22 protein-coding genes are annotated in these 18,070 nt (G+C 65.4%); 5 read left to right on the top strand and 17 right to left on the bottom strand.

From position 1 onward, the window contains the following. Positions 1–26: 26 nt before the first annotated feature. Positions 27–899: a cytochrome c oxidase subunit II gene (gene coxB / locus D8676_RS12055; protein ID WP_121581147.1), complete on the bottom strand. Its 873-nt coding sequence runs from the start codon at positions 897–899 to the stop codon at positions 27–29. A 397-nt stretch (positions 900–1,296) separates the two neighbouring features. Here coxB and D8676_RS12050 point away from each other — a divergent pair, with 397 nt between their 5' ends. The 5 genes from D8676_RS12050 (at position 1,297) to D8676_RS12030 (ending at position 5,394) form a co-directional block, all read left to right on the top strand. Continuing rightward, positions 1,297–1,827, top strand: a complete 531-nt coding sequence (locus D8676_RS12050) for an invasion associated locus B family protein (protein ID WP_121581146.1) — start codon at positions 1,297–1,299, stop codon at positions 1,825–1,827. Positions 1,828–2,024: 197 nt separating this feature from the next. Beyond that, positions 2,025–2,564: a formaldehyde-activating enzyme gene (gene fae / locus D8676_RS12045; protein WP_121581145.1), complete on the top strand. Its 540-nt coding sequence runs from the start codon at positions 2,025–2,027 to the stop codon at positions 2,562–2,564. A gap of 197 nt (positions 2,565–2,761) precedes the next feature. Beyond that, on the top strand, positions 2,762–4,177 hold the full coding sequence (gene tldD / locus D8676_RS12040; protein WP_121581144.1) for a metalloprotease TldD: 1,416 nt from the start codon (positions 2,762–2,764) through the stop codon (positions 4,175–4,177). A gap of 7 nt (positions 4,178–4,184) precedes the next feature. Then, positions 4,185–4,892 (top strand): NAD-dependent deacylase, encoded by a 708-nt coding sequence (locus D8676_RS12035; RefSeq protein WP_121581143.1) that lies wholly within the window; start codon positions 4,185–4,187, stop codon positions 4,890–4,892. 1 nt (position 4,893) lies between these two features. Further along, positions 4,894–5,394: a peptide deformylase gene (locus tag D8676_RS12030; RefSeq protein ID WP_121581142.1), complete on the top strand. Its 501-nt coding sequence runs from the start codon at positions 4,894–4,896 to the stop codon at positions 5,392–5,394. A gap of 6 nt (positions 5,395–5,400) precedes the next feature. Here D8676_RS12030 and D8676_RS12025 read toward each other — a convergent pair whose 3' ends face one another. The 16 genes from D8676_RS12025 to D8676_RS11950 form a co-directional block, all read right to left on the bottom strand. Beyond that, positions 5,401–5,832 carry a VOC family protein gene (locus D8676_RS12025; protein WP_121581141.1) on the bottom strand — a complete coding sequence of 144 codons (432 nt, stop codon included), beginning with the start codon at positions 5,830–5,832 and terminating at the stop codon, positions 5,401–5,403. A 61-nt stretch (positions 5,833–5,893) separates the two neighbouring features. Then, a complete protein-coding gene (locus tag D8676_RS12020; RefSeq protein ID WP_121581140.1) occupies positions 5,894–6,400 on the bottom strand; it encodes an RES domain-containing protein in 507 nt (168 codons plus the stop codon). Then, positions 6,393–6,761 carry an antitoxin Xre/MbcA/ParS toxin-binding domain-containing protein gene (locus tag D8676_RS12015; protein ID WP_121581139.1) on the bottom strand — a complete coding sequence of 123 codons (369 nt, stop codon included), beginning with the start codon at positions 6,759–6,761 and terminating at the stop codon, positions 6,393–6,395. The genes D8676_RS12020 and D8676_RS12015 overlap by 8 nt, the downstream gene beginning before the upstream one ends. A 78-nt stretch (positions 6,762–6,839) precedes the next feature. Continuing rightward, positions 6,840–8,081, bottom strand: coding sequence for a class I SAM-dependent RNA methyltransferase (locus tag D8676_RS12010; RefSeq protein WP_121581138.1), 1,242 nt, complete (start codon positions 8,079–8,081; stop codon positions 6,840–6,842). Beyond that, positions 8,078–8,851, bottom strand: coding sequence for a TlyA family RNA methyltransferase (locus D8676_RS12005; RefSeq protein WP_121581137.1), 774 nt, complete (start codon positions 8,849–8,851; stop codon positions 8,078–8,080). The genes D8676_RS12010 and D8676_RS12005 overlap by 4 nt, the downstream gene beginning before the upstream one ends. A 43-nt stretch (positions 8,852–8,894) precedes the next feature. Then, positions 8,895–9,188, bottom strand: a complete 294-nt coding sequence (locus D8676_RS12000) for a hypothetical protein (protein ID WP_121581136.1) — start codon at positions 9,186–9,188, stop codon at positions 8,895–8,897. A 130-nt stretch (positions 9,189–9,318) separates the two neighbouring features. Then, a complete protein-coding gene (gene dxs / locus D8676_RS11995; RefSeq protein WP_121581135.1) occupies positions 9,319–11,235 on the bottom strand; it encodes a 1-deoxy-D-xylulose-5-phosphate synthase in 1,917 nt (638 codons plus the stop codon). An 81-nt stretch (positions 11,236–11,316) separates the two neighbouring features. After that, positions 11,317–12,237, bottom strand: a complete 921-nt coding sequence (locus D8676_RS11990; protein ID WP_121581134.1) for a pirin family protein — start codon at positions 12,235–12,237, stop codon at positions 11,317–11,319. An 82-nt stretch (positions 12,238–12,319) separates the two neighbouring features. Then, positions 12,320–12,709 (bottom strand): type II toxin-antitoxin system VapC family toxin, encoded by a 390-nt coding sequence (locus tag D8676_RS11985; RefSeq protein WP_121581133.1) that lies wholly within the window; start codon positions 12,707–12,709, stop codon positions 12,320–12,322. Then, complete coding sequence (locus D8676_RS11980) at positions 12,706–12,966, bottom strand: type II toxin-antitoxin system Phd/YefM family antitoxin (RefSeq protein ID WP_121581132.1); 261 nt, start codon at positions 12,964–12,966, stop codon at positions 12,706–12,708. Before D8676_RS11980 ends, D8676_RS11985 begins: the two co-directional genes overlap by 4 nt. A gap of 53 nt (positions 12,967–13,019) precedes the next feature. Continuing rightward, a complete protein-coding gene (locus tag D8676_RS11975) occupies positions 13,020–13,286 on the bottom strand; it encodes a DUF2277 domain-containing protein (protein ID WP_121581131.1) in 267 nt (88 codons plus the stop codon). A gap of 53 nt (positions 13,287–13,339) precedes the next feature. Further along, a complete protein-coding gene (locus tag D8676_RS11970; protein WP_121581577.1) occupies positions 13,340–14,158 on the bottom strand; it encodes a hypothetical protein in 819 nt (272 codons plus the stop codon). Between the two features lie 5 nt (positions 14,159–14,163). Next, positions 14,164–15,627 (bottom strand): amidohydrolase family protein, encoded by a 1,464-nt coding sequence (locus tag D8676_RS11965; protein ID WP_121581130.1) that lies wholly within the window; start codon positions 15,625–15,627, stop codon positions 14,164–14,166. 183 nt (positions 15,628–15,810) lie between these two features. Continuing rightward, the gene (locus D8676_RS11960; RefSeq protein WP_121581575.1) at positions 15,811–16,062 is read right to left on the bottom strand and encodes an exodeoxyribonuclease VII small subunit; all 252 of its coding nucleotides are present in this window, start codon (positions 16,060–16,062) and stop codon (positions 15,811–15,813) included. A 2-nt stretch (positions 16,063–16,064) separates the two neighbouring features. Then, the gene (locus tag D8676_RS11955) at positions 16,065–16,991 is read right to left on the bottom strand and encodes a histone deacetylase family protein (protein WP_121581129.1); all 927 of its coding nucleotides are present in this window, start codon (positions 16,989–16,991) and stop codon (positions 16,065–16,067) included. Between the two features lie 70 nt (positions 16,992–17,061). Continuing rightward, positions 17,062–18,054, bottom strand: coding sequence for a hypothetical protein (locus D8676_RS11950; protein ID WP_121581128.1), 993 nt, complete (start codon positions 18,052–18,054; stop codon positions 17,062–17,064). Positions 18,055–18,070 lie beyond the last annotated feature (16 nt).

Below are 18,070 nucleotides of genomic sequence, written 5' to 3'. Positions count from 1 at the left end.
GTTCCCTGATTTCTGTCCGCCTGACGTCAGTTGCCGGCGAGTGCGACCGGTTGTGAGCCTTCGACCTCAGCCATCAGCGCCTTGTTGGCGCCCGGAAGATCGGTCTTGGCGGCTGCCAGCCAGGTCGAATACTGCGCGTCGCTCACCACGCGGATGGCGATCGGCATGAAGGCGTGATCCTTGCCGCACAGCTCGGAGCACTGCCCGTAGTAGAGGCCTTCCTTGTTGGCCTTGAACCACACCTCGTTGATGCGGCCCGGGACCGCGTCGGTCTTGACGCCGAAGGCCGGCATGGCGAAGGCGTGGATCACGTCGGCAGCGGTGACCAGCACGCGCACCATGGTGTTGACCGGAACCACCATCTCGTTGTCGACGGCGAGCAGCCGCGGGTAGACGGCGAGGTCTTCCTTGCCGGCTTCCTTGCGAGCCTCCAGATCATCCGGCATCATCGCCGAGTTGAAGGTGAGCGGCTCCTCGATCTGGTATTCGTAGTCCCAGTTCCACTGGTTGCCGGTCGCCTTGACGGTGAGCTTGGCTTCTTCCTGCGGCGTGTACTGTGCAGTCAGCAACTGGAAGGAGGGCACGGCCAGGAAAAGCAGCACGACCACCGGACCGACGGTCCAGATCACTTCGATCAGCGTGTTGTGGCTGGTGCGCGACGGCGTCGGATTGGCGCTGGCGCGGTATCTGACGATGCACCAGGCGAGCAGGACGAGCACCAGCACCGTGATCGGGATGATGAACCACAGCGAATAGACCTCGAACCATTCGATCTGCGCCATGATGTCTGTCGCAGGGGGCTGGAACCGCGTCTGCCAGTCTACCGGCTGCGCCGCATGAGCCGCGACGCTGGCGAGAAAAGCGGCGCTTGCGCCAGCCGTTGCAAGAAGTCTTCTCATAGACCTGTCCGTCTCCCACTCGCGTGCAGGCAAACCGCAGGGACCCGCACCGGATCCGCCTAGATTACTCTCCTGGCCCCCTAGCGGGAATCCCGCTGGTTGCCTTGGCCGGTTCAAACCATACTCTCTTTCCTACCGCAAGGAAGGAGCGGAGCAAACCATGCGGCATTTTTGCGCGACGGCGCGGCGGCTCGGCCCGCAGCACGCCGGGACCGGCCGGGACGCCCGGCAGGGCAAGGCGCGGCCTTGCGCGGCTTGAGCGGGCGAAGGCCGCAATTCGGGCAAATTTCCACGTGAAAAACCGGCAAACCGCCGCCGTCCGCTGGTCGGGATACGGCATTACCCTATAATCCCAGGCGTCATGGTATGTCATGCCGTGATTCGCGATGGAGCAATAATGATATCGGGGCTTGGAAGAACCTTCGCAAAGGTCGCCTGCGCTTTCGCCCTGGCAGGCCTCATCCTGCCAACCCAGGTCCTGCCCGGCCAGGCGCAGCAGAACGGCTCCGTGCGCTCCACGCACGGCTCCTGGTCGATCATCTGCGACACGCCGGCCGGCGCGAGCTCCGAACAGTGCATCATGATGCAGAACGTGGTGGCGGAGGACCGCTCCGACCTCGGCCTGTCCGTCGTCATCCTGAAGACCGCAGACCGCAAGGCGGAGATCATGCGCGTGCTGGCGCCGCTCGGCGTGCTGCTGCCGACCGGCCTCGGCCTCTACATCGACAAAAAGGATAACGGCCGCGCCTATTTCAAGCAGTGTTTCTCCGATGGCTGTTATGCCGAGGTGATCCTCGAGCAGCAGTTGCTGGACACGCTGCGGAACGGCAAGGAAGCCACCTTCATCGTCTTCGCCACGCCTGAGGAAGGCATCGGCATACCGGTCGACCTTGCCGGCTTCGGCGAGGCTTTCGACGCATTGCCCTGAGGTCTTTCGACCTTCGGGTGGGACTGGTCTGACCCGAATCTCGATAAACCGTTGCGGCAGTTCCTGCGCTTCAATCAGTAATTTTCGACGCATCGCCTGACCAGGCGCCAAGCGACCTTTGGACCACTGGCAACGCTGGCCCTGCGCCGCTAGGGTCGGGTCGGCACCAGAAGAGATCCGCAAGCAGGAGAAGATTTATGAGCGAGATTTGGCTGCGCACCGGCGAGGCAACCGTTCTGGCGGCTGAAGGCCAGGCGACCGACGCCATGCCGGAAGTCGTCATCGGGTCGATCAGGGGCCCGGTCGGGCAGGCGTTCGCATCGATGATGGGCCAGGTGAAGGGCCACACCCGCATGTTCGTGGTGCGCGACCTCAACCAGGCGGTCAAGCCGGCGACCATGATGACGACCAAGGTCACCATCAAGAACATGGCCTATGCGGAGCTCCTGGGCGGGGTCGTGCAGGCGGCGATGGGCGACGCGATCGTCGATTGCCTGTCGGAAAACATCCTGCCGCGCGACCAGGCGGACGATCTCTGCATGATCATCACGGTGTGGCTCGACCCGCGCTGCGCCGAGGACGAGAACCTCGACAAGAAGGATCTCTACCGCACCAACTACGAAGCGACGAAGCTGGCGATCTCGCGCGCCATGAAGGGCGAGCCGACGGTCGACGAGCTGATCGCCAACCGCAAGACGGTGAAGCACTACGCGCTCGACGGCGTGATCGACTACTGATCGCGCGGAGGCGCGGGGGGCACGCCCACCAACCGTCTGCCCATGCCCTCAGGCTGCCCCCTCTCCGTCCCGGTCCTCCGGACCTCGCCACCTCTCCCCACTTCGTGGGGCGAGGAAAGGCGCCTCGCAGACACACTGGATTGGACGGGTGCAAAATCCTAGATAGAGCGCATCCTGCCATCCAAAGGCCCCGATCCATGACCAAATCCCTCACCTCCCTGTTCGACTGCTCGGAAGCGCGCCTCAAGGAGATCGTGTCGCAGACGATCGCCGGCGCCGACGACGGCGAGCTGTTCCTCGAAACCAGCGAAAGCGAAGCGCTGGTCTTCGACAATGGACGGCTGAAGACGGCGAACTACAGCACAGACCAGGGATTCGGTCTGCGCGCCGTGGCCGGCGAGGCGGCGGGCTATGCGCATGCGAGCGAGCTTTCGGAAGCAGCGCTGCTGCGCGCCGCCGACGCGGTTTCTGCGGTCAAATCAGGCTATTCCGGCACGCTGGCGGACGCCCCTCCCCGCACCAACCGCCATCTCTATGGGGAGGAAAACCCGATCGGCGCGCCTTCCTTCGCGGAGAAGGCCAAGCTCTTGACCGAGATCGACGCCTATGTGCGCAATGCCGACCCGCGCGTGCGCCAGGTGACGGCGTCGCTGGCGGCGTCCTGGCAGCATGTCGAGATCGTGCGCAGCGACGGGCAGATCGTGCGCGACGTGCGCCCGCTGGTGCGCCTCAACGTGTCGGTGGTGGTGGGTGACGGCGACCGCCAGGAAAGCGGCTCCTACGGCGCCGGCGGGCGCAAGGGATTCGGCGAGTTCGTCGCCGAGGACAGCTGGAAGCACGCGGCCGACGAGGCGCTGCGCCAGGCGCTGGTGAACCTGCGTGCCGTGCCGGCGCCGGCCGGCACGTTCGACATCGTGCTTTCCTCGGGATGGCCTGGAGTCATGCTGCACGAGGCGGTGGGGCACGGGCTGGAGGGCGACTTCAACCGCAAGAAGACGTCCGCCTTCGCCGGTCTCCTGGGTCAGCAGGTTGCCGCCAAGGGCGTGACGGTGGTCGACGACGGCACGATCGCCGAGCGGCGCGGCTCGCTCACCATCGACGACGAGGGCACGCCGACAAACCGCAACGTGCTGATCGAGGACGGCAAGCTGGTCGGCTACATGCAGGACCGGCAGAACGCGCGCCTGATGGGCGTTGCAGCCACCGGCAACGGACGACGCGAGGGCTATGCGCACCAGCCGATGCCGCGCATGACCAACACCTACATGACCGAGGGCCAGTACACGCCCGAGGAGATCATCGCCTCGGTGAAGAACGGCGTCTATGCCGTCTCCTTCGGCGGCGGCCAGGTCGACATCACCTCAGGAAAATTCGTGTTCGGCTGCACCGAGGCCTACATGATCGAGGACGGCAAGGTGACCCAGCCGATCAAGGGCGCCATGCTGATCGGCAACGGGCCGGACGCCATGCACCGCGTGACCATGGTGGGCAACGACCTGAAGCTCGACAACGGCATCGGCATGTGCGGCAAGGCCGGCCAGGGCGTGCCTGTCGGAGTCGGCCAGCCGCATCTCAGGATGAACGCCATGACGCTCGGCGGCACGCGGGTCTGAACCCCGCGTGACGTCGTCGATCGTCATCCTGACCGGCGCAGGCATCTCGGCCGAAAGCGGCATCTCGACCTTTCGCGATCCGGACGGGATCTGGGCGAAGGTCGACTATCGCGAGGTGGCGACGCCGGAGGGATTCGCCGCGAACCCCGCGCGGGTACACCAATTCTACAACTGGCGACGCAAGAACGTACGGACCGTGGAACCCAACGCGGCGCATGTCGCGCTGGCGAGGCTGGAGCACGCATTTCCGGGCGATTTCCTGCTGGTGACGCAGAACGTCGACAGCCTGCACGAGCGGGCCGGCTCGCAAAGGCTGATCCACATGCACGGGCAGCACGACCAGGCGCTCTGCAACGCCTGCGGCGGGCGCTCGGCGTGGGAGGACGAGATGTCGCTGGAATCACGCTGCCCCGCCTGCGAACAGACTGGCCATATGCGGCCCGACGTCGTGTGGTTCGGCGAGATGCCCTACCAGATGGAGCGAATCCAGGCGGCGCTGGCAGCTTGCGACCTGTTCGTCTCGATCGGCACCAGCGGCAATGTCTATCCGGCCGCCGGTTTCGTGCGCGAGGCGCAGGTGACGGGTGCGCGGACGGTGGAACTCAACCTCGAGCCATCGGCCGGCGCCGCCCATTTCGACGAGACGGATCACGGACCGGCCACCAGGGTTGTGCCCGACTTCGTGGAGAGGCTGCTTTCCGGAAGGGGTCGGTGAGATGCCTGTCCGTGACATCGTGCGGTTCCCCGAGGCGCGGCTGAAACTCGTGGCCCAACCGGTCGAGCGCTTCGACGCGGAACTCGCCGGGCTCGCGGCCGACCTCTTCGACACCATGCGGGCGGCGCCCGGGATCGGCATCACCGGGCCGCATGTCGGCGTGCTGCAACGGGTGGTGGTGCTGCAACTGACCGAGGCGGAAAAGCCCCTCACCTACGTCAATCCCGTCATCACATGGGCGTCGGACGAAAAGATCCGGCATGCTGAGGGCAGCGTGTCGATGCCCGGCGTGACCGAGGAGATCGAGCGCAGCCGGGCCGTGCATGTCGCCTACCGGGATCTCGACGGCAAGGAGCGTTTCGAGGAGGCCGAGGGATTGCGGGCCGTCTGCCACCAGCATGAGATCGACCAGCTCGACGGCATCTTCTGGATCCAGCGGCTCTCGCCGCTGAAGCGAGAGCGGCTGGTGAAGAAGTACCAGAAGATAGCACGCCGGGCGTGAGACAGGTCAGAAAGTGACCTTCACGAAAGGCGCGCTGAGCGTGGCCTCGCCGTGATGGACGGCTTCGATGTTGTTGCCATCGGGATCGAGCAGGAAGGCGGCGTAGTAGCCGGGATGATAGCGCTCGCGTTCGCCCGGCTTGCCGTTGTCGACGCCGCCGGCTGCGAGGCCGGCCTCGTAGAAGGCATCGACCATGGCGCGGTCCTTCGTCTGGAAGGCGATGTGGTGGCGCCCCGTCAGTTTTCCGGCCGCGGCCTCGCTGTCGGCGGTGGAGATGAAAAGTTCGTCGGCCCAGAAATAGTCCTTGCCCTCACCGGCAATGGGAATCCCGATCGCGGCGAAGACCGCCTCGTAGAAACGCCGGCTGGCGTCAATGTCGCGAACGATGAGCTGGATGTGGTCGATCAGTCGGCCGCGATACAGTTCCTGGGTTTCCATGCTGCTCTCCTCGTTATGACGCCATGAAAGCTAGGCGATAGGCTGACGACGTCAATGAAGCCTAGAGCCAGGAGGCCGGGGATATCGGCAGACGGCCGTCGGGGTCGACGACCTCGAGGCGCGGCGCGCCTTCGGCATTCCAGCGCCAGAGCGCAACGCAGGTTCCGCCCGGCGACATGAAGGACGGGTAGATCACGCCATGGAAATCTTCCGCCAGAAGGCGGGCGCGCAGTTCGTGCGTCGCCGGGACAAGACCCTTGTCCACCATGTCGCGCCATTCGCAGCGGTGGATGTCTTCGCCGATGCCCAAGGATCGCAACGTTTCCGATGCCGTGAGATCGGCGAGACGTGCGCCGATGAGCTCCAGTTGCGCGATCAGCGCCGGATGCTGCACGAAACCCTGGTTGTATTCCGCCCATGCGGTGGAGAGTTCGCGCGCGGCGTAGATAGTCAACGCCCCGACCGGGTTCCAGCGACCGCCGAAGCGCGCGGCCCCCTCGCCCGACAAAGGCAAATGCGCCCAGCGGGGCACGAAGGCGCGCCACAGGGTGACCGTCTGCTCAGGCATAGACGCCGGAGCGGACTGCCTCCAGATAGGCAAGCACCTTGTCGGCCTTGCCTTCGCGCACGAGATCGTAGGCCGTCTTGCCGGCCCAGCCGGGGATGGGCTGATGCTTGAACCAGATCGCGGCGCGCTGTTCGCCGCCCGCCATCTCGCCGGCCATGGCGAGGATGCGGACGATCGGGCTCAGGGCGGCATCGGCCTTGCGCCCCGTTCCGGCGGCCAGCGTATTGCGCGCGACGCCGGCAAGCTCGGCCAGTTCGGACAGGTTGACGCCGAGCGAATCGGCGATACGCCGCGCCGAAAGGAACGGCAGCGGCTCGTCACCGAATTTCGTTGCCGCCAGTTCGAATGCCGCAACACCCATGAGCAAATTCCTCGCTCAAATTGATACCATCTTTTCAAAATAAGCTCAAACAGCGATCAATTCAAGCGCGACGCAGCTTCACCGCCTTTTCCTGGGCTTCTCGAGCAGCGCCACGGCCTCGATATGCGGCGACCAGAGGAACTGGTCGATCGGGGTGACGCTTTTGACGCGGTAGCCGCCGGCGACGAGGATCGAGAGGTCGCGGGCGAGCGTGCCGGGATTGCAGGACACTGCCGCGACATATGGCACCTCGGAGCGGGCGATCTGCTTCGACTGGTCCTCGGCGCCGGCGCGCGGCGGGTCGAACACGATGCCGTCGAAGGCGTTCAGCTCCTTGAAGGTGAGCGGACGGCGGAAGAGATCGCGCTTTTCGACCGTGACACGCTTCAGGCCGGAAGCCTGACGAAAGCCGCGGTCGAGCGCGGCAAGCGCCGCCGCATCGCCTTCCACCGCATGGACCTCGGATTTTTTCGCCAGCCTCAGTGCGAAGCTGCCGGCTCCGGCGAAGAGGTCGGCGACCTTCTTCGAGCGCGCCAGATGGGGAAGCACCAGATCGGCCATGGCCTGCTCGGCGGGCGCCGTGGCCTGGAGGAAAGAACCCGGCGGCACCGGGACGGCGATGTCGCCGAAGATGATCGCAGGCTTTCTCGGCTCGACGATGATCTCGCCATCGACGGAAAGCCGCGCAAAGCCTTCGCGGGTCACGGCGGCAGCGGCTGCGAGGCGCTGCCCGTCAGCCATTTTGCCGGAACCCTGGGCGGCGATGTCGAGCCCGGAGGCGGTGGCCGTGACCGTCATGTGGAAAGGCTGGGGCGTGGCCGTGATCGCGCCGGCAAGCCCGCGCAGCTTCGGCAGGGCGGCCACGATCTCCGGCAGCGAGATCGGGCATTCGGAGATATCCACGATCTCGTTGGAATGGGCGCGGTTGAAGCCGAAGACGACGCCGCGCTCGGTCTTGCGGGCGGAGAAGGTGACGCGGCGGCGCGTTTGCGGCGCGCAAGGGATGATGTCGGCGACCTCCGCTTCGACCTTGGCGGCGCGCAAGGCGCCGACGATCTTCTGCCGCTTCCAGTCGAGATAGGCGCGCTCTTCCAGATGCTGGATGGCGCAGCCGCCGCAGACGGTGAAATGGCGGCAGGGCGGCTCGACGCGCTGCGGCGAGGCGGAAAGCACGGCGATGAGATCCGCGCGATCCCTGATGCGCGCAGCCGTCACCTTCTCGCCGGGCAGCGCGAAGGGGATGAAAACCTGGCCGGTTTCGGTCTCGGCGATGCCGTCCGCCTGTGCGCCTAGGCGGGTTATCTCGAAGGTCGCGCTCATCGATCCTTGATCCCGCCAAGCAGGAATTCGCGGTTGCCGTCGCCGCCGGCGACGGGGGAATCGCAGACGCCGAGCGCGCGCCAGCCGGCCTGGGCGTCGAGCCAGGCTCGGAGCTTTTCGGCGATGCGCGGCCCTTCGGCGGGGTCTTTCAGGATGCCGCCCTTGCCGATCGCCTCCCGGCCTGCCTCGAACTGCGGCTTGACGAGGAACAGGCCTCTGGCGTCGGGCGCGGCGAGCGACAATGCCGGAGGCAGCGCAAGCATCAGCGAGATGAAGCTGACATCGGAGACGACGAAGTCAGGGGATTTGCCGCCAAGATGTTCGATAGTGAGATCGCGCGCGTTGAGGCCTTCGATGGCGGTGACGCGGGGATCGTCGCGAAGGCGCAGGTCGAGCTGGCCGTGGCCGACATCGAACGCGGTCACATGGGCCGCGCCGCGTTCCAGAAGCACCTGCGTGAAGCCGCCGGTCGAGGCGCCGATGTCGAGCGCCTCGCTGCCCACGGGGTCGAGGCCGAAATGGTCGAGGCCGGCCAGAAGTTTCAACGCCGCGCGCGAGACGTAGCGGGCAGCCGGATCGTCGGCAGCGATCACGCTGGACAGGGGAACGGCCTGACCGGGCTTCGCAACGACCGCGCCATCGACGGAGATCGCGCCGCGCTCGACGGCGTCTCTGGCGCGCGAGCGGGTGGCATAGAGGCCGCGCAGGACGAGAAGCTCGTCCAGCCTGACGCGGTCATCGGTCTTTCGGGGTGCGGATGGAACCGGCATGGGGCCTTCATTGGAGAAGGACCGGCCGGAAGGCAAGCGGGACCTAGAAGGTCGCGGGATCTGCCGCCCGGCGGTCCATGGCGCGGGCCATGCCCTCCGGCGGCCTGTCGGGCTGCATGCGCCGCCCGGCGCTCATGTCGGTCGTGCCCATGACGGTGTCGCCCTGGACGACTACCATCACCGGCCTCGCGTCGAAAGCGAAGCCGCCGCGTATGTCGCCGATCCTGGCGGCGACGATCGCCATGACAGCCTCTTCCAGCTTGCGGTCGTAGCGCGGCTGGGCCGTTGCCTGCCCTGCCAGAACGATCACCGCAAGCGCACAACCGAGCGCTTTCATCCCGCCGAATTCTCCCTGCCTGGGAGAATTCGCTATCAGCGCGGCGCTAAGAAACGCCCAAGAGACACGGTAAGCAAACCCGCAAATGTTAACCTAAACAGCAGGTTAGCGGCAGCGTGCCGGTCAGCCGTCAGGCTCGGGCCGCCTGCGTCTCCCGCAGGCCGAGCGCGGCGAAGACCGTCTTCACGATCCCCGCACTGTCGAGGCCTGCCTCGGCATACATCTTCTCCGGCTTGGCGTGGTCGGTGAAGATATCGGGCAGCACCAGCGGGCGGACCTTGAGGCCCGACTCCAGCAGCCCCTGATGCGCCAGGAAATGCAGGACCTGCGTGGCGAAGCCGCCGATCGCGCCTTCCTCCACAGTGACCAGAATCTCGTGCTCGCGCGCGAGACGCCGCACAAGATCCTCGTCGAGCGGTTTTGCAAAACGCGCGTCGGCAACCGTGGTGGAGAGGCCCGCGGCGGAAAGTTCTTCCGCCGCGAGCAGGCAATCGGCAAGCCGGGTGCCGAAGGAAAGCAGCGCGACCTTACCGCCTTCCCTGAGCACCCTGCCCTTGCCGATTTCGAGCACCGAGCCACGCTCGGGAAGGTCGACGCCGACGCCGTTACCGCGCGGATAGCGGAAGGCGATCGGCCCTTCGCCATACTCGGCAGCCGTACGCACCATATGGCGCAGTTCCGCCTCGTCGGCTGCCGCCATCACCACCATGTCGGGGAGGCTGGCGAGGAATGTGGTGTCGAAGGCGCCGCAATGGGTCGGGCCATCGGCACCGACAAAGCCGGCGCGGTCGATCGGGAAGCGCACGGGCAGCTTCTGGATCGCCACGTCGTGGACGATCTGGTCGTAAGCGCGCTGCAGGAAGGTCGAATAGATCGCCGCGAAAGGCTTGAAGCCTTCCGCAGCCAGACCCGCCGCGAAGGTGACGGCATGCTGCTCGGCGATGCCGACGTCGAATGTGCGGCTCGGAAAAATCTCGCCGAAGAGATCGAGCCCCGTGCCGGACGGCATCGCTGCAGTGACGGCGACGATCTTCTCGTCGCGGGCTGCCTCGTCGATCAGCGTATCGGCAAAGACGCGCGTATAGGCCGGAGCGTTGGCCGGGGGCTTCGCCTGCGCCCCGGTGATGACGTCGAAGCGGTTGACGCCGTGATATTTGTCGCTTGCGGCCTCGGCCGGCGCATAGCCTTTGCCCTTCTGCGTCACGACATGGATCAGCACCGGCCCGTCGATCGTGTCGCGCACATTCTTCAGGACGGGCAGCATGTGCTCCAGATTGTGGCCGTCGATCGGGCCGACATAATAGAAGCCGAGCTCCTCGAACAGCGTGCCGCCGGTCCAGAAGCCGCGTGCGAACTCTTCCGAGCGGCGCGCCTTTTCGGCCAGGAACTTCGGCAGCTTCTTCGCCAGCTGCTTGGCGGTGTCGCGCAGCGAACGGTAGGTGCGGCCGGACACGAGGCGTGCGAGATAGGCGCTCATCGCGCCGGCGGGCGGGGCGATCGACATGTCGTTGTCGTTGAGGATGACGATAAGGCGGGCGTCGAGCGCACCGGCATTGTTCATCGCCTCATAGGCCATGCCGGCGGACATGGCGCCGTCGCCGATGACGGCGATGACATTGTTGCGGCCACCCTTCAGGTCGCGCGCGACCGCCATGCCGAGGCCGGCGGAGATCGAGGTCGAGGAGTGCGCGGCGCCGAACGGGTCGTATTCGCTTTCGGCCCGCTTGGTGAAGCCGGAGAGCCCGCCCTCGGCGCGCAGCGTGCGAATGCGATCGCGGCGGCCTGTCAGGATCTTGTGCGGATAGGCCTGGTGGCCGACGTCCCAGATCAGGCGATCGTCCGGCGTGTCGAAGACGTGATGCAGCGCGACGGTGAGTTCGACGACGCCGAGCCCGGCGCCGAGATGGCCGCCGGTGACGGAGACGGCATCGATCAGCTCGGCGCGAAGCTCCTCGGCGAGCTGCGGCAGGTCGCTTTCGGGCAGGCGGCGCAGGTCCGCGGGAACCTTCACCTTGTCGAGCAGCGGCGTCTTCGGCTTGCGGGTCATTGTCGGTCAACTCCGGCTGCGGCAGCGGGACAAACCTGCGAATAGGAACATGGCCGGCAAATGTAAATGAGCCTCGGGATCTCAATTCTCCGGCAGAGGGATGAATTCCTTGTCGTCTCCCGGCACGATATCGAAGCGGCCGGTCTTCCATTCCTCCTTAGCCTGCTCGATGCGCTCCTTCGAGGACGAAACGAAATTCCACCAGATATAGCGCCTCGAACCCAGCGAGGCGCCGCCGAACAGCATGAAATGCGCGCCGCCCTCGGAGGAAACGACGATCTCGTCGCCGGGCTTGAAGACCAGCAGGCGATTGTCGGGAAAACGGTCGCCCGAGATGGTGACCGTGCCCTCCAGCGTGTAGATGGCGCGTTCCTCGGCGTCGGCGGGAATTCTGACGCTCGCGCCCGGCTGCAGGCGGATGTCGGCGTAGAGCGTGTCGGAGGCCGCACGGACCGGCGATTTCAGTCCGTCGAAGGCACCGATGACGACGCGGCCGGATGCGCCGCCATCGTCGAATTCCGGCAGCTCCGCGGCTGCGGTGTTCTCGAAGAGCGGCGCGACCTCCTCCTTGCCGTCCGGCAGCGCCAGCCAGGTCTGCAGGCCGGAGACCGACATCGGCGCGCCCCGCAATTCTTCCGGCGTGCGCTCGGAATGGACGATGCCGCGGCCGGCGGTCATCAGGTTCACGTCGCCGGGCGCGATGACCATTTCGGTGCCGAGCGAATCGCGGTGCCTGATCTTGCCGTCGAAGAGGTAGGTGACGGTGGCGAGCCCGATATGCGGGTGCGGGCGCACGTCGAGCGCCTGCCCTGCCCTCAGCAACGCCGGGCCCATGCGGTCGAAGAAGATGAACGGGCCGACGAGACGGCGCTTGGCGGTCGGCAGAGCACGCCGCACCTCGAAGCCGCCAATATCCTTGGCGCTCGGGATGACCATCAGCTCGATGGCGTCGCAGGCGAGCTTGTCGCCGACTTCGGGATCGGTTCCGGGGAAGAAGCTCATGGCGCGAGTTTAGGCCAGCCGGCGCGCGAAAGCCAATGGATTGCCGTCTACGGGCACCGAACGGCCGAGCACGCACCTGCGGCTACAAACTTATGACCGTATCGCTATATGCCGCGACCTGCCGGTCGTGTGACACAAGCCGCATGGGCTCGCTCAGAGCCTGCGCGATCAGAAGTCTGTCGAATGGATCGGCATGCAGCCGGGGCAGATTGTCCACCATCGCCGCATGCTCCACGGTGACCGGCAAAAGTCCGAACCCTGCGTTTTCGAAAAATCCGATCGCTTCGCGTCCCGAGAAGGGCGGACTGCTCACCCTTCCCAATTTGTGCTTCACCGATATTTCCCAAATGCTGATCGCCGATACCCAGGTCGAATTGACCTCTTGCTTCATCAACTCCCTGACTCGGCCAGGAATCCGCTCGGGCGCGACGAGCGCCCATATCGCAACGTGGGTGTCGAGAAGCAGTCTCAAAAGTCGTTGGGCGATGCGTCGAACATCGCCGCAATCTCTTCATCGGTCGAATTGAACTCTTCGAGGGACATGGGAGGGTATTTGCCCTTCAGCAGGCCCAGCCGAACTTTCTTTTTCGGCTCCGCATCAATTGACACCAGCTTTGCCGCGGGCTTGCCGTTGCGGGCGATGATGATTTCCGTTTCGGCGCCGCTCTCGACCGCCTCGACGAGCTTGGACAGGGAAGTCTTGGCTTCCAGCATGTTGACCGTGGTCATGACCGAATGTCCTTAGCTAACCCTGGCTAAGGTAGGGAGCCGCGCCGGAAAATTCAAGCGAATCGGATCAGCGTGCGGGCCTTGGCCTTCGCCGCCTCTTCCTCGCGGTTCTTCGGCGGCTGGGTGGTTTCCATGGCATCGATGAGCGCGCGGACGTTGGCGGCTATGGCTTCGACGGCGCGGTCGAACACTTCCTCGTTGCGCTTCGACGGCTTGGTCGAGCCGCTGACCTTGCGCACGAACTGAAGCGCGGCGCTGCGCACCTCGTCGTCCGTCGCCGGCGGCTCGAAATTGAAGAGCTGTCTGATGTTGCGGCACATGTCGGCCTCCAAAAAAGCTGTTGCGGCTTATCTGGGCAAGCGGCCGACCGAGATCAACCGCCGGTAGGCCCGCCGAAACGATAGGTGACGCCGATGACCGGCCCCGACATATCGACATCGAACACGAGGCCGTCGTCGTCATAGTCGACCGACATGTGCTTGTAGCCCAGCGACGCGGACCAGTGGTCGTTGAACACGTAGTTGACGGTTCCCAGCACCGACCAGGTGAATTCGGAGCCGACGCCGAAGCCGCCGATGTCGGCCTGCCCCATCACCGACAGCTTGTCGGTGATGTTGTAGAAGACCCGCGCGCCGACCAGCGGGTCGAACCAGCTGAAGTCCTCCTTGAACGAGCGGCTGCCCACATTCTCGAGCCGCAGCGTGAGATCGTTCGAAACGTACCAGAAGCGGCCGCCCGCAAGCGCATCCAGGCTGAACTGCGGCGTGTCGACGACCCGGTAGCCCGCCAGACCCGCAGCGTAGAACTGCACCGAGTCCAGTTCGGCGTCCAATTCGACCTCGGGCGCGAGATCGGGCAGCGGCCCGACGACCTCGGCCGCCGAAAGATTGACGTACATGAGGTCGCCGGAGAAGACGAAACGGTCGCGGCGAGCCCAGATATTGGCGAAACCGCCGAATTTCAGATTGTCCCAGACCTCCGAGAACGGCACGTCGACTTCGACCGTGGGGGCGCGCGGAAACGGCGAGATGTCGCCTTGCATGCCGGATGCCCACAGATAAGGCGTGACCTGCACGACCCAGTCCGACGCGCCGAGCGGCGGCGGCGCAGCCTCGGGATCTGCCGCGGCGGCGATGCCCGACGCAAAAATGCCAGCGGCGAGCGCGCAGCCGCCCAACGTCTTCGATGCCATCACCTTCATCCCCTCACGGTATCCTTGTAGAATCGGCCGTCCTTCATGATGATTTTCAAGTTCTTCTCGGGATCGGCAAGAAGTTTTATGTCGGCGATCGGGTCGCCGTCCACCAGCAGGAGATCGGCGTAGGCGCCGGCCTCGATGACGCCGATCCTGTCCGGGTATGGATTGCGCGGACCGGACATGGCCAGCAGCTCGGCGTTGGTCCCGGTCGCCATGAGCAGGATCTCGTCGTTCGAATACCAGCGGGCCATGGTGGTCAGGATCGCGCCCTGGTTCTTCGTCATCGACGGTTCGAAAAGGATGTCGGTGCCCCAGGCGGTCTTCAGCTTGTATTTTTTGGCCAAGCCGTAGGCCGTGTCGGTGCCGGCGAACATCGTAAGCTGCTTGGCACGGTTCGCCGAACCTTCCGGATAGGGATTGGCGAATTCGTTGTCGACAAAGGCTTGGCTGGAGAACCAGATGCCCTTGTCGGCCATGATCTTCGCCGTCTCCTCGTCCATCAACTGGCCATGGTCGATGCAGCGGACGCCGCCCCGTATGGCGGTCTGCATGGCGCGTGGCGTATAGGCGTGGACGGTGACGTAGGTGCCCCAGTTCTCGGCGCAATCGACCGCGGCGCGGAACTCGGCTTCCGTGTACTGGCTGACGTCGATGGGATCGAAGTTGGAGGCGACGCCGCCGCCCGCCGCAAGCTTGAGCTGGCTGGCGCCGAGCATCAATTGTTCGCGGGAGCGCTTCAGCACCTCGTCGACGCCGTCGGCGATCATGCCGCCGCCGACAGCCTCTCCGCGACTAAGCGGCGCATCCGGCTGTGCGGGAACCTCGTAGGGAAGCCTGAAGTCGCCATGGCCGCTGGTCTGCGAGATCATCGCGCCGGAGGGCCAGATGCGCGGCCCGGCGTTGAGCCCGCTGTCGATCGCACGCTTGAGGCTGAAGGACGGGCCGGCAAGATCGCGGATGCTGGTGAAGCCGCGCATGAGGGTTCGCTCGGCCTCGGCCGCGGCCTCGAGCGTGATGAAGCCGACGTCGGCGGTCAGCAACTGCAGCATCGGCAGCGACGCCATCATGGAATGCCAGTGCGCGTCGATGAGGCCGGGCATGAGCGTGCGGCCGCCGCCGTCGACGATCTCGGCTCCGTCGGGTGCGGATCCTCCGGCAGGCTCGACTGCCTTGATCTTGTTGCCTTCGACGACGACACGCTGGCCCTCCGCGAGCTTGCCGGACTTGCCGTCGAAAACCTTGACGTTGGTGAACACGACCGGGCCGGCCGGCGGCGCGGGGATGGCGGCTGAAGCGCGCTTCGGCCAGAGCGCGGCGGCGCCGACAGCGGCAGCGCCGGAAAGGAATGCGCGGCGTGAGAATTTCTGCTCGACCAGCGCGTTGAGCCGGAGGAAGGCGGGGCTATGGCAAATACAGCCGACGGGTCGCGTGTCTTCGTCTTCAGCGGAAGAGCAAATAAACAAGGTTATCCCCTCAAAAATCTCGCACTGTGAAGCAGTTGAGGGCGGCAGCGTAGAATAGTTCAGGTGGCAACGCCAGATTGAAACCGGCCGCCGACCAAGTTTCGCCGCAGCGACGTCGGCCGATGCGGTCAGCAGGAAATTTCAAGGAAGGGATGGCCTCGGCACGGGCCATCCACCAGCGAGCTACTCGGCGTCGAGCGGTTCCGTTCCGACCGGCTTGCCGTCGCGCGAGAGGCGGATCTTCTCGACCCGGTCCTCGGCTGCCTTGAGCAGTCGGTCGCAATGCGCCTTCAGCGCCTCGCCGCGCTCGTAGATGCGGATCGACTGGTCGAGCGGCACGTCGCCACGCTCGAGGTCGTCGACGATCTTCTCCAGCGCCTCCAGCGCCTTCTCGAAACTCATCGCCTTGATGTCTTCGTTCGCTTCCTCGGCCATCTTCATCCCTTCATCAAACGGCCGACATGGGCTGCGACCGAGAATGCCAATCCCTGCAGATCGTAGCCGCCTTCGAGCAGGCTGACGAGCCTGCCTTTGGCGTGACGATCGGCCCTGTCCATGAGCTGCCCGGTCGCCCAGTCGAAATCCTCCTCGGTGAGGTTGATCTCGGCCAGCGGGTCGCGGTGATGCGCGTCGAAACCGGCGGATATGATGATCAGGTCAGGCTGAAAATTATCCACGGCGGGAAGCACGCGCGTGTTGAAGGCGTCGCGGAACAGATCGCTGCCGGTGCGGGGCGCAAGCGCGGCGTTGACGATGTTGCCGACGCCGGTCTCGCTCGGCGCGCCGGTGCCCGGATAGAGCGGCATCTGATGCGTCGAGCAGTAGAGCACCGAGGGATCGTCCCAGAAGATGTCCTGCGTGCCGTTGCCGTGATGCACGTCCCAGTCGACGATGGCTACGCGCTCCACCCCATGCGCCTTCTGCGCGTGGCGAGCGGCGATGGCGGCGTTGTTGAAGAGACAGAAGCCCATCGCGGTCGTCTTCTCGGCGTGGTGGCCGGGCGGGCGCGAGGCGACGAAGACGTTGTCGGCACGGCCGGAGAATACGTCGTCGACCGCGGCGTTGGCGGCGCCAATGGCGGTGATGGCCGCCTGCCAGCTCTTCGGACTGGCGGTGGTGTCGGCGTCGATGCGCTGGATGCCGGTCTCGGGGATCGCGGCCTGCACCTTTTCCACGAAGGATTGCGGATGGGCGTAGAGGATGGTCGCGGGGTCACCCTCGGGAGCCTGCACGCGGTCGAGGCCGGAAAACTTCTCCTCCTCCAGCGCGCGCTCGATGGCGCGCAGCCGGTCAGGGCGTTCCGGATGCCCGGGAGGCGTTATGTGCTCCAGGTATATCGGATGGGAATAGAGCCTGGTGACCATGACCCGATATAGGGGTGTACGCTCCGGGTTTCCACGCCTTGCGCACCCCTTCCCCTGATGTTCACAGGCTTTACGAGGCCTCTTCCCGGGTTCCCGACGCGGCCCCCCAGCGCGAGCCGCCGACCGACGCAAGCGCGTGATCCTTGAGTTCGCGGAAATGCCTGGAAGCGTCGGAAAGGCGCATGTCCCAGGCGGGATCTGGCGTTTGGCCCTCAATCGCGCGGAAGTAGACCTGCATCAGCGCGGCGATGACGAAAGGTTCGATGAAAGCCGAGATGAAGGCCCAGGCGAACACGATGGCGAGCACGAAGGCCCAGCCGGCAAGCTCGCCCGGCATCGTATAGAGAATGGCGCCCGCCGGCGCGAGCGTCAGGAAGAAGATCACGACGCCGAGCACCCAGGTCATGACGGTGAGCCACACCGCGTTCTTCAGCATGGCGCGGGCGTTCTGGGCATAGAGCACGACGCCCTGGCGGCCGGTCTCGAAAGGGGCGTCGCTCTGGCGGCGGATATTGTAGCCGAGGATGATCTCGTCGACATAGGTGAGCGACATGCGCACAACCGCGTTGACGAACTTCGCGATGCCCTGCAGGCCGGGGATGGGCAGGAAGGCGGCAAAACCGCCGATCAGCCCGGTGATGACGCGCAGGACGCCCTTGATGAGCTGGTCGAGGACGAAGAGCACGTTGGCCTCGACGAAACGCTCGCGCACGACCGCATGGGCGTAGCCGATCTGGCTCTGCCCGCCGGGCACGTCGACGCCGTCGATCAGGTGCACCATGACGGCGATGTGGCCGGCCTTGACCAGATAGAGGATGTATTCGCGCAGCCAGTAGAACAGCATCGAGACGAGGCCGAAGCCGAAGATGCCGCCCCACATGGCGAAGGTGAACGGGCCATCCCCGCCCCAGACGTGGCCGACGCCGTAGCCGATGCCGGCTCCGGCGCCTGTCGAGACGATATAGGCGACGGTGATGCCGAAATAGACGACGATGCGCAGAATGACGAAGGGCCAGGTTCGGATGACGATGGCGAGCGTCCTGCCGATCTCGAAATCCCACATTGCCGAATCGCCCTCA

Origin of the sequence: Mesorhizobium sp. YM1C-6-2, assembly GCF_003666685.1 — a bacterium.
GTDB lineage: Bacteria > Pseudomonadota > Alphaproteobacteria > Rhizobiales > Rhizobiaceae > Mesorhizobium_K.
This window is presented reverse-complemented; position numbering and strand designations above follow the sequence as displayed.

Bases quoted from the DNA above. Each gene is read 5' to 3' on its own strand.
- coxB (WP_121581147.1), bottom strand. From the start codon at position 899: ATGAGAAGACTTCTTGCAACGGCTGGCGCAAGCGCCGCTTTTCTCGCC.
- D8676_RS12050 (WP_121581146.1), top strand. From the start codon at position 1,297: ATGATATCGGGGCTTGGAAGAACCTTCGCAAAGGTCGCCTGCGCTTTC.
- fae (WP_121581145.1), top strand. From the start codon at position 2,025: ATGAGCGAGATTTGGCTGCGCACCGGCGAGGCAACCGTTCTGGCGGCT.
- tldD (WP_121581144.1), top strand. From the start codon at position 2,762: ATGACCAAATCCCTCACCTCCCTGTTCGACTGCTCGGAAGCGCGCCTC.
- D8676_RS12030 (WP_121581142.1), top strand. From the start codon at position 4,894: ATGCCTGTCCGTGACATCGTGCGGTTCCCCGAGGCGCGGCTGAAACTC.
- D8676_RS12025 (WP_121581141.1), bottom strand. From the start codon at position 5,832: ATGGAAACCCAGGAACTGTATCGCGGCCGACTGATCGACCACATCCAG.
- D8676_RS12020 (WP_121581140.1), bottom strand. From the start codon at position 6,400: ATGCCTGAGCAGACGGTCACCCTGTGGCGCGCCTTCGTGCCCCGCTGG.
- D8676_RS12015 (WP_121581139.1), bottom strand. From the start codon at position 6,761: ATGGGTGTTGCGGCATTCGAACTGGCGGCAACGAAATTCGGTGACGAG.
- D8676_RS12010 (WP_121581138.1), bottom strand. From the start codon at position 8,081: ATGAGCGCGACCTTCGAGATAACCCGCCTAGGCGCACAGGCGGACGGC.
- D8676_RS12005 (WP_121581137.1), bottom strand. From the start codon at position 8,851: ATGCCGGTTCCATCCGCACCCCGAAAGACCGATGACCGCGTCAGGCTG.
- D8676_RS12000 (WP_121581136.1), bottom strand. From the start codon at position 9,188: ATGAAAGCGCTCGGTTGTGCGCTTGCGGTGATCGTTCTGGCAGGGCAG.
- dxs (WP_121581135.1), bottom strand. From the start codon at position 11,235: ATGACCCGCAAGCCGAAGACGCCGCTGCTCGACAAGGTGAAGGTTCCC.
- D8676_RS11990 (WP_121581134.1), bottom strand. From the start codon at position 12,237: ATGAGCTTCTTCCCCGGAACCGATCCCGAAGTCGGCGACAAGCTCGCC.
- D8676_RS11980 (WP_121581132.1), bottom strand. From the start codon at position 12,966: ATGACCACGGTCAACATGCTGGAAGCCAAGACTTCCCTGTCCAAGCTC.
- D8676_RS11975 (WP_121581131.1), bottom strand. From the start codon at position 13,286: ATGTGCCGCAACATCAGACAGCTCTTCAATTTCGAGCCGCCGGCGACG.
- D8676_RS11970 (WP_121581577.1), bottom strand. From the start codon at position 14,158: ATGGCATCGAAGACGTTGGGCGGCTGCGCGCTCGCCGCTGGCATTTTT.
- D8676_RS11960 (WP_121581575.1), bottom strand. From the start codon at position 16,062: ATGGCCGAGGAAGCGAACGAAGACATCAAGGCGATGAGTTTCGAGAAG.
- D8676_RS11955 (WP_121581129.1), bottom strand. From the start codon at position 16,991: ATGGTCACCAGGCTCTATTCCCATCCGATATACCTGGAGCACATAACG.
- D8676_RS11950 (WP_121581128.1), bottom strand. From the start codon at position 18,054: ATGTGGGATTTCGAGATCGGCAGGACGCTCGCCATCGTCATCCGAACC.